Raw genomic sequence first — 9,108 nt, 5'->3', positions numbered from 1 at the left:
ACCGGCCCGGGGTGCTCCTGGGTTTCCTCGCCGAAACCGGCCTGGCCTGGGAGGAGCTGTGGTCAACATGACTCTCCGCATTAAAGCTCAGTAGCGGCAGGCCGGGCACGGGAGAACCATCAGGCCAGGGTGGCCTCGAGGTCCTTGCGGATCTCCTCGGGGGTGACAGTCGGCTCGTACCGGCGGACCACTTTTCCGTCCGGGTCGACAAGGAACTTGGTGAAGTTCCACTTGATCTCGTCGGTGCCGATCGCTTCCGGCCGGGTCTTCTTGATGTGCTCGTAGAGGAAACCGGCATCGGGCCCGAAGTCACCGGGCGCCTCGGAACGCAGGTGGGTGTACAGCGGGGCCGCGTCGGGTCCGTTCACCTCGATCTTCCCCAGGACCGGGAAGGTGACGTCGAACTTCGTGGCGCAGAACTCCTGGATCTCGGCATCGGTGCCCGGCTCCTGCCCGCCGAACTGGTTACACGGGAAGCCGAGGATCTCCAGGCCGCGGCCGTGCAGATCCCGGTACAGGGACTCCAGCCCCTCGTACTGCGGCGTCAGACCGCATTTGCTGGCAACGTTGACAATCAGCAACGTCTGGCCGGCGTAGTCGCCGAGCGAGCGGGAGGTTCCGTCCGCGGCATCGACGGTGAAGTCATGGACAGTCATGGACACCTGACTCTCGATGAGGGCGAGCTGGGACTTCGCGGCCGGTCTCCGGCCGCCGAGCGACTTCGACGCTATCCCCCAGAAGTTTTTATGTCATCGAGTTGGTTGCATAACCCGTCAGCGAGGCGAACCGGTGCCTCACGACCGGGATCGACACCGGGATGGCTGGCGCCCCCCGGTCGGGACCGGTCAGGGCCGACCTGGGTGTCTGCGATGCTCATGGGATCCGGAACGGATACTCACGGGTCCCGCGACGGCCCCCAAGACGACGAACAGGAACGTCAGAGATGACCATCGAACCCGAACTGTTGAAGATCCTCGCCTGCCCGGTCGACAAGGGACCGCTGGAGCTCGTCGACGGCTGGCTGGTCAACCCGCGTCTCGGCCATCGCTACGAGATCCGCGACGACGTTCCGATCCTGCTCAGGCCGGATCACGTCGACCCGGCCGTGGCACGCTCCTCGTCCTGATCCGGCCCAGGACCTCCCTCTGCCCGGGCTGAGCTTCTACCCGGGACTGGGCTTCCGCCGGGTCTGGGACGGGCAGGGGAAAGGATCGGAAATCGGTCGGGGCCCGGGGAGAAGATCCCCGGGCCCCGACCGTCGGTGACGGGAGTCGGCTACTCCCGACCGAACTGCTCACGCAGCCGACGCAGCGCCTCTTCATCGATCGCCGAGGAAGGCTGCTCGGACTGGGAGGTGTAGGAGGAGGGGGCCGCCGCGGCGGCATCGGCCTCCTGCGCGGCCCGGATCTGGACCTGGTGCGCCTCGAAGCGGGCCTGGGCCTCGGCGTACTGCCGCTCCCATTCCGCCTGCTGCTCCTCGTAACCTTCGAGCCATTCCCCGGTCTCGGGGTCGAAGCCTTCGGGGTAGACGTAGTTACCCTGCTCGTCGTACTTGGCTTCCATGCCGTACTGGCTCGGGTCGAACGCCTCGCCGTCGACAGCCAGCCCTGTCGCCTCGTTCGCCTGCTTGAGCGACAGGCTGATGCGGCGGCGGTCGAGGTCGATGTCGATGACCTTCACCAGGATCTCGTCACCGACGTTCACGACCTGCTCGGGGATCTCCACGTGCCGCTCGGCCAGCTCGGAGATGTGGACCAGACCCTCGATGCCCTCGTCCACCCGGACGAACGCACCGAACGGCACCAGCTTCGTGACCCGGCCTGGAACGACCTGACCGATCGCGTGGGTCCGGGCGAACTGACGCCACGGGTCCTCCTGCGTCGCCTTCAGCGACAGCGAGACCCGCTCGCGGTCCAAGTCGACATCGAGGACCTCGACGGTAACCTCCTGGCCGACCTCGACCACCTCGGACGGGTGGTCGATGTGCTTCCAGGACAGCTCGGAGACGTGCACGAGGCCGTCCACACCACCGAGGTCCACGAAGGCGCCGAAGTTGACGATGGAGCTGACCACGCCCTTGCGGATCTGGCCCTTGGCCAGCTGGGCGAGGAACTCGGAACGGACTTCGCTCTGGGTCTGTTCGAGCCAGGCCCGCCGCGAGAGCACAACGTTGTTGCGGTTCTTGTCCAGCTCGATAATCTTGGCTTCGAGCTCGCGGCCCACGTAGGGCTGCAGATCGCGGACCCGGCGCATCTCCACAAGCGAAGCCGGCAGGAAGCCACGCAGGCCGATGTCGAGGATGAGACCACCCTTGACGACCTCGATCACGGTGCCGGTGACGACACCGTCCTCGTCCTTGAGCTTCTCGATCGTGCCCCAGGCGCGCTCGTACTGCGCACGCTTCTTGGACAGGATCAGGCGGCCTTCCTTGTCCTCCTTCTGGAGGACAAGGGCCTCGACGTGGTCGCCCACACTGACGACCTCGTGCGGGTCGACGTCGTGCTTGATCGACAGTTCCCGGGACGGGATCACGCCCTCGGTCTTGTAGCCGATGTCGAGCAGCACCTCGTCGCGGTCGACCTTGACGATGATGCCGTCAACGATGTCGCCATCGTTGAAGAACTTGATCGTCTTGTCGACGGCCGCAAGGAAGTCTTCGGCCGAGCCGATGTCGTTGACCGCTACCTGTGGTGTGGTCGGGCTGGGCGAGATGGTCACGGTCTCCACGGGTCGTACGTCGGTGGTGCTCGTCAAGGGGTCGGCTCCGGCTAGGGGTGGTCGTCCGCGCGAGGGCCGGATCGAACCGCCGGGACCGAGGGACAGAAACAACGCCAAAAACGAAGAAACTGTCAGAAACGATAACGACGCTCGAGTGGATCCGCTCGGTCTGAGACCCACAGACCCTCGTGCACGCCCCCAAGTCTAGGGACGGGTGTCCAGGGTGGTCAACGGGCGCCCGTACCAAGACGTGCGCCGTCCGCCATCACTCTCACTCTGCGCAGACACATGACGTCCATATGTAGTTTTTGGTGGCGGCGTGGCACCGCGGTAGGCGGGACAACGCCGTCCCACGGATCGTCGCGGCACACGGGTGGGAACGTGTGCGGACGGGACACGACAGGGACTGACGGCGCAGATCGGTTGAAAAGTGGATAAATGGGTGAGTTCGTGGCGTCCGATTCCCGACACCTGCCGACGGCCTGGCCTCGCGGCGCCCGACGCCCGGTCATTTTCGGGTCAGCGCCGGCTCGCCGATCCCCCGCGCTCGGGCCCCCCGCGCTCGGGCCCCCCGCGCTCGGGCCCCCCGCGCTCGGCCGGCTGTGCCCCAGGCCCACCGGGCTGCGGCGCGGGCTGCGGCCCGAGCCATTCCAGACCGTCGAACTCGACCCGGGGCTGCTTCCACCCGGCGCGCGACGCCCGTCCATCCGGCACGCCGGGCAGGTCGGGATCGAGAGACCGGACCGGAGGGGACGGGTCTCGCGCGTCCCGGTCCGTCATGTTCCGTGGTGACATGAGGCCTGACGCGAGTGGCACCGTCGGGCTATCGACGGGCTTTCCGATCACCTCGACCTCGCCCGGCGATCCGCCGGCCCCGCTCACGAGGCCGCCCTCCCCGCCCCTCGCCGCCCCTTCGAAGCGCCTCGCCACCCATCTGTCGGCCCGCCGGGCCCACTCCCGGGAGAGGGTGATGCAGGGACGCTCGATCAAAAAGTGCGTCACGGTGGAGACCCCGACGGTCAGGGTGAGGACCACCAGGAGAAACGGCGGGTAGGGGATCTTCCACAGCCGCCAGCCGCTGTGCTCCAGCACCAGGTCGATGACGGCCGAGTGCCACAGATAGATGCCGTACGAGATCGCTCCGAGGAAGGCCAGCGGACGGCTGGCCAGCAGCGGCCGCACCCAGCCGCGGTCGCCGTGGCCGAACACCGCCGGGAGCAGCAGGAAGAAGCCGAACAACCCGTAGCCCAGGTGCTTGCCCATGTCCTGGCTCCGCGTGGCTTCGAAGATCGGCACGAGCGGCAGGCCGAGATGCCTGCTCGACACCCAGTAGAAGAACGCGGCGATGCCCCAGCACACCGTGCCCGAGCCGGGCAGCTCCGCCCAGCGCGGCGACCTGCCCTGCCGGGAGTACCAGGCCGAGAGCACGGCGAGCAGCATGCCCATGGCGAACAGGTCCCACCAGACCGGCAGCCAGACGTTCCAGCCGTTCATCCAGGTCTGCGTGGACGGAATCACCAGGTAGTGAACGATCTTGGCGGCGACGAACGTAACCGCGAGCGCGGCGAGTTCCACGCGCAACTGGGCGGCGGGCGGACGGTCCCGCCGCCGCAGCAGCCACGCGTACACCGGTATCGCCAGGTAGAACGCCGCCTCGACGTCCAGGGTCCAGGCCTGGGTGAGGCCCTGGATCGCCCAGTGCTCCTGATAACCCTGGACGAAGAACGCCGTCTGGAGCAGACCGGCCAAGCCGTGCACGCCGACCCGCTTGCTGCTGACCACGGTCAGCGTGACGGCGAGCGCCACCCAGTACAGCGGGACGATCCGCATGAACCGCCGGACCAGGTAGCCGGCGGCGTCCGAGCCGCGGATGCCGGCGAACCGGGCGGCGACGAACGGACGGTAGAGCAGGAACCCCGAGATCAGGAAGAAGACCGCGACACCGATCTCACCCCGGGCGGTGTAGGGGCCCAGCCGGCTGCTGGTGGTGAAACCAGCGGGAAACGCGGTGTGCACGACGACCACGAGGACCGCTGCGATCGCGCGCAGGCCGTCGAAGCCGTCGAAGACGACCTTGGGTGGACGGACCGGCGCGGGAGTGCGCGGTTCGGGGATGGAAGCGGTGCCGGCCGGGCCGGCGGCTGCGCCGGAATCGGCTGCGGCCGTGAGGGAAAGGGCGGGTCCATTCACCGACCGAGCGCCCGGAGATCAGCGAGGTCCGGCACCCAGGCAACGTACCAGTCCGGTGTGCGCGACCACGTCGACACCCCGAGCGAACCCACCCTTTCTACCCGGCCGGACGGTCTATCCGGCCAGCCAGTCCGCGCACAGAAGCCCGCCAGCGGATCCGCACCCAGGGGCCCCGGCCGGCCGGTCCGCGAACCTACCGCGGCACCCGAGCCACTACACGACGCCCGAGCCACCGCGCGGCGGCCGTGATCGCGACGGCGGCGAGCAGCACGATCGCGGGCTCCGCGGCGGCCCGGAACCGGGTCGTCCCGTAGATCGCGACCGAGGCGAGGCTCAGGGCGATCGGCACGGCGAGCAGTGGCAGCAGCACGACCCGGCGGCGGCGCAGCACCACGACCCCGGCGAGCGCCGCGATCTCCAACGGCCACAGCGTGACCATCCCGACCTGGCTGAGGAGCAGGGGGCGCCGCTCGATGGTGTCCAGCCGGGCCTGCTGCCAGGGCCGGTAGACCCCCCACGTCCGACCGAGCCGCGCCGCGGCCACCCGGGGCAGGCTGCGCTCGTTGTGTTTGATGTAGTCGTACGCGGCCCGGCGGTAGAACACATCCCGTTCGGAGCGTTCCTGGGGCGAGGGTGGCAACGCCAGGATGCAGTCAAACGACCACCAGCCGACGTACCGGCCGGAGTAGCTGGCCGGGCAGTGGGTGACCGCCAGGGTGGAGCCGAGCCCGGTGGACAGGTACTCCGGCTCACTGAACCGGGACAGGTTGTAGATGGTCCAGGGCGCGATCGTGAGCGCACTCACCGCCGCCGCGACGGCCACCAGGGCGATCCGGCGCCGCCAGGCGAGTTCACGGGCCGTGGCGACGAGTGGCACCACCAGCACCACGGCGAGCAGCGCCAGTTCCGCTCGCGCGAGCATCACCGCAGCGAGGGCCGCTCCGAGCCAGGCGGCGTCGGCGACTGTCCGCCGGTCTCGGAACCGGTAGGCGGCAAGGATGATCCACGCGCAGGTGAGGATCCCGGTCGTCTCCGACATCAACAGCGGGTCGTTGAGCCACATGCCCGGATAGACAGCGGCGATCCCGGCCGCCACCAGTCCGGTCACGGGGCCGGCGATCCGCCGCCCGGCGAGGGCGACAAGCACGATCGACAGCACGCCGAGCAGACATGAGAACAGCTGGTGGGACAGGAAGCTGGTGAATCCGAGCACCGATGGCACGGCCAGCAGCCCGCTGGTCAGTGGGGGGTGCTGGGCGTCGGGGACGTAGCGGCCGGACAGGGCGAGTTCGTAGGGATCGGGCCAGCCCCGGCCGGCTGCGAAGAGGTTCGCCGCCTCGTGGTAGTAGTACGGGTCCCCCTCCACGACCGCCGGATGCAGCCAGTGGAACAGGTAGAACAGGCGGACGGCGAGACCGAGCAGCCCGATCGCGGCCAGCCACAGGTGCCAGCGCACGGGCCGCGCCCGCCCCAGCATCGCGGAGAACCCCGACATCACGGGGAATCGAGACGTGGGTTGGCCCGTGGACACCGCCGGCGCCGGGGCCACCATCCGGGGGAGCCCCGCCGTGGTCTCAGACACGCGCGGAAGGTACCAATGTCCCGATAACGGCTCGACACCGCGTCCGCCGCGACAGCGGCGAGCACACCGCGCGTACGTCCTTCCACGCCGCTGCGATTAGCCTTGCCTGTCGTATGTCCTGGCGAGGTCGCAGCCGACGCAACCCCCGGCGACGAGGAGGGAACGAGGCTGACCAGCAACGACGCCGACACCTTCCCGCTCGCCTCCGGTGGGCGCCACCGCCGGGTGGCACCCGGACCGGAGCCCACCGACACCGTCCCGATCAATACCCGCCTGGGCGGGACTCGCCCGGCGCCCGGGGCCACCCGGCCGCCGGCCGGACCTCCCTACCGGTCTCCCGGGACGGTGACGGCACCCGGGGCGAGAGCCCGGGCCGGCACCCGGCCGCGGACCGGCACGCGCGAGGCGACGGGGCCGCTGCGGGTCGAGGAGGATCTCGACGCCACCGGACCCGTGCTCGCGCCGCTCGGGCACTCCCCCGCGCTCGACGGCCTGCGCGCGCTCGCGGTCACGGCCGTCATCGCATATCACGCCGGCGTCTCGTGGATGCCCGGCGGCCTGCTCGGCGTCGACACCTTCTTCGTCCTCTCCGGGTTCCTCATCACCGGCCTGCTGATCGCCGAGTACCGCTACAACCGGCGCATCGACCTTCGCGCCTTCTGGATCCGCCGGTCCCGCCGCCTGATGCCGGCGCTGCTGCTGCTGCTGCTCGGGGTGGCGGCCTACGCCCGCTGGATCGCCTCCCCCGGCGACGTGGGAACCCTGCGGCTGGACGCGCTCTCCACGCTGCTCTATGTCGCAAACTGGCGTTTCGCGCTGTCCGACCAGAGCTACTTCGACCACTTCTCGGCTCCGTCACCTCTGCTGCACACCTGGTCACTGTCCGTTGAGGAGCAGTTCTACGTCCTGTGGCCGCTGATCGTCTACCTGCTGATGCGGCACAGCGCGAAGACCGTGGACCGCTGGCGCCGGCAGCGCCAGAAGGCCCAGTCGCTCGCGCTCACGGTCGCGGTCCTCGGCGCCGAGGCGTCCGCGTTGGTGGGCCTCGCCCTGCTCGTGGTCGGGACGAACCCCTCCCGGATCTACTACGGCACCGACAGCCGCGCCCAGGCCCTGCTGGTCGGGGCCGCCCTCGCCGTCTGGCGGGCCCAGCGGACGACCCCGATCTCCGCCCGGGCCCGGTCGGTCATGTCGGTCGTCGGCTGTGTCGCCACGGCTGCGATGATCCTCCTCTGGACAACGGTGGGTGGGGAGAGCCGCGGACTCTACGCCGGCGGCTTCCTTGGGGTTGCGATCATCGTGATGCTGCTGGTCGCCTCGCTCGTGGAAGCGCCCCGAGGCCCGGTGGCGAGGGTGCTGGCCACCGCCCCGCTGACCTTCGTCGGCCGCATCTCGTACGGCCTGTACCTGTGGCACTGGCCGATCTTCCTCACGCTGACGGCGACCCGCACCGGGACGAACGGCGTGGTCCTGCTGGGGCTCCGCCTCGCCGCCACGCTGGCGATCACACTGGCCTCGTTCCACCTCGTGGAGAACCCGATCCGGCGGGGCAAAGTACGCTTCCCCGTCCCGCGGGTGACGGTGCCCGCCGCCCTGGGCGGGGTGCTCGCGGTGATCCTGCTGGCGACCGCCGGGACGTCGGCGTCGGTGCGCACTCCCGCGGACCTGGAGGCGTTGGCGCGGCGGGCGGCGACCTCCCCACAACCGGCCGTCGCCGTCAAGGCCGGCGGGAACCCCCCGATCAAGGTCCTGCTCGGCGGCGACTCGGTGGCTCTCACCCTGGGGTTCAGCGACTTCTCCTCGATGGCCGCCCAGCAGGGTATGGAGATCCACGACTTCTCCAAGCTGGGGTGTGGCGTCGCACGGGGGATGCAGCGGCGCATCCTCGGCAGCGCCGGTCCCACCACCGACGGATGCGACCAGTGGCCGCAACGGTTCGCCCAACGGGTGAACGAGGTCAACCCCGCGCTCGCGATCCTGCTGGTCGGTCGCTGGGAGGTCACCGACCAGATGCGGGACGGCCGGTGGACGCACATCGGCGATCCGGGGTTCGACGCCTACCTCGGCCGGGAACTCGACCTCGCCATCGACACGCTCGGCGCCAAGGGTGCCAAGGTGGTGCTCCTAACGACCCCGGTGTTCAAGCCGACCGAGGCGCCGAACGGCGGCATCTACCCGGAGACGAAGGCCGAACGGGTGGTGCGGTTCAACGCGCTGCTGCGGGCCGCGGCGGCTCGCCATCCCGGCGTCACCGTGATCGACATCACGTCAATTCTCACTCCGGGTGACAAGTACGTCGACGAACTGGACGGTGTCCGGCTACGCGACGACGACGGTGTGCACATCTCCAATGGCGGTGCCCGACGGATCGGTGTCGCGATCATTCCCCAGCTTCTCCGGATCGCCCGGGGAGCAGCGGCCGCCGCACCCGCGCCGACCACGCCGACCACGGGAGCGGGACCCGGCTGACCCGCCCGCTTTACCCGACGCTAACCTTCCGCCCAGTACCGGGCGGTCTACAGGAGGATTCGACGTGCCTCGCGCGCTGATTACCGGGATTACCGGTCAGGACGGGTTGTATCTGGGTGAGTTGCTGACCGCGAAGGGTTATGAGGTGT

7 protein-coding genes are annotated in these 9,108 nt (G+C 69.4%); 3 read left to right on the top strand and 4 right to left on the bottom strand.

Annotation, left to right across the window (positions count from 1 at the left end):
- Window positions 1-119: 119 nt before the first annotated feature.
- Entirely contained in the window at window positions 120-656 is a 537-nt protein-coding gene (locus BMG523DRAFT_RS20965) for a glutathione peroxidase (protein ID WP_011435509.1), read from the bottom strand.
- Window positions 657-943: 287 nt separating this feature from the next.
- On the opposite strand from BMG523DRAFT_RS20965, the gene BMG523DRAFT_RS20960 reads away from it, so the two are divergent.
- Window positions 944-1,126 carry a Trm112 family protein gene (locus BMG523DRAFT_RS20960; RefSeq protein WP_011435508.1) on the top strand — a complete coding sequence of 61 codons (183 nt, stop codon included), beginning with the start codon at window positions 944-946 and terminating at the stop codon, window positions 1,124-1,126.
- 149 nt (window positions 1,127-1,275) lie between these two features.
- On the opposite strand, the gene rpsA is transcribed toward BMG523DRAFT_RS20960, so the two are convergent.
- From rpsA to BMG523DRAFT_RS20945, 3 genes are all read right to left on the bottom strand, one after another.
- Window positions 1,276-2,754, bottom strand: coding sequence for a 30S ribosomal protein S1 (rpsA, locus tag BMG523DRAFT_RS20955; RefSeq protein ID WP_011435507.1), 1,479 nt, complete (start codon window positions 2,752-2,754; stop codon window positions 1,276-1,278).
- A 483-nt stretch (window positions 2,755-3,237) separates the two neighbouring features.
- Complete coding sequence (locus BMG523DRAFT_RS20950; protein WP_023841592.1) at window positions 3,238-4,908, bottom strand: acyltransferase; 1,671 nt, start codon at window positions 4,906-4,908, stop codon at window positions 3,238-3,240.
- A 193-nt stretch (window positions 4,909-5,101) separates the two neighbouring features.
- Window positions 5,102-6,403, bottom strand: coding sequence for a glycosyltransferase family 39 protein (locus tag BMG523DRAFT_RS20945; RefSeq protein WP_023841593.1), 1,302 nt, complete (start codon window positions 6,401-6,403; stop codon window positions 5,102-5,104).
- Between the two features lie 189 nt (window positions 6,404-6,592).
- Between BMG523DRAFT_RS20945 and BMG523DRAFT_RS20940 the strand changes: the two genes are divergently transcribed.
- Together BMG523DRAFT_RS20940 and BMG523DRAFT_RS27565 are read left to right on the top strand one after the other, a co-directional pair.
- Window positions 6,593-8,959, top strand: a complete 2,367-nt coding sequence (locus BMG523DRAFT_RS20940; protein WP_023841594.1) for an acyltransferase family protein — start codon at window positions 6,593-6,595, stop codon at window positions 8,957-8,959.
- Window positions 8,960-9,023: 64 nt separating this feature from the next.
- On the top strand, window positions 9,024-9,108 hold an 85-nt coding region (locus BMG523DRAFT_RS27565; protein WP_330219012.1), incomplete at its 3' end, for a GDP-mannose 4,6-dehydratase.

Origin of the sequence: Frankia sp. BMG5.23, assembly GCF_000685765.2 — a bacterium.
GTDB lineage: Bacteria > Actinomycetota > Actinomycetes > Frankiales > Frankiaceae > Frankia > Frankia casuarinae.
Note: the sequence above shows the minus strand (reverse complement) of the source record. Positions and strands in the feature narration are given on the sequence as shown.

Coding starts and splice junctions, on each gene's coding strand:
- BMG523DRAFT_RS20965 (WP_011435509.1), bottom strand. CDS start 656: ATGACTGTCCATGACTTCACCGTCGATGCCGCGGACGGAACCTCCCGC.
- BMG523DRAFT_RS20960 (WP_011435508.1), top strand. CDS start 944: ATGACCATCGAACCCGAACTGTTGAAGATCCTCGCCTGCCCGGTCGAC.
- BMG523DRAFT_RS20945 (WP_023841593.1), bottom strand. CDS start 6,403: ATGTCGGGGTTCTCCGCGATGCTGGGGCGGGCGCGGCCCGTGCGCTGG.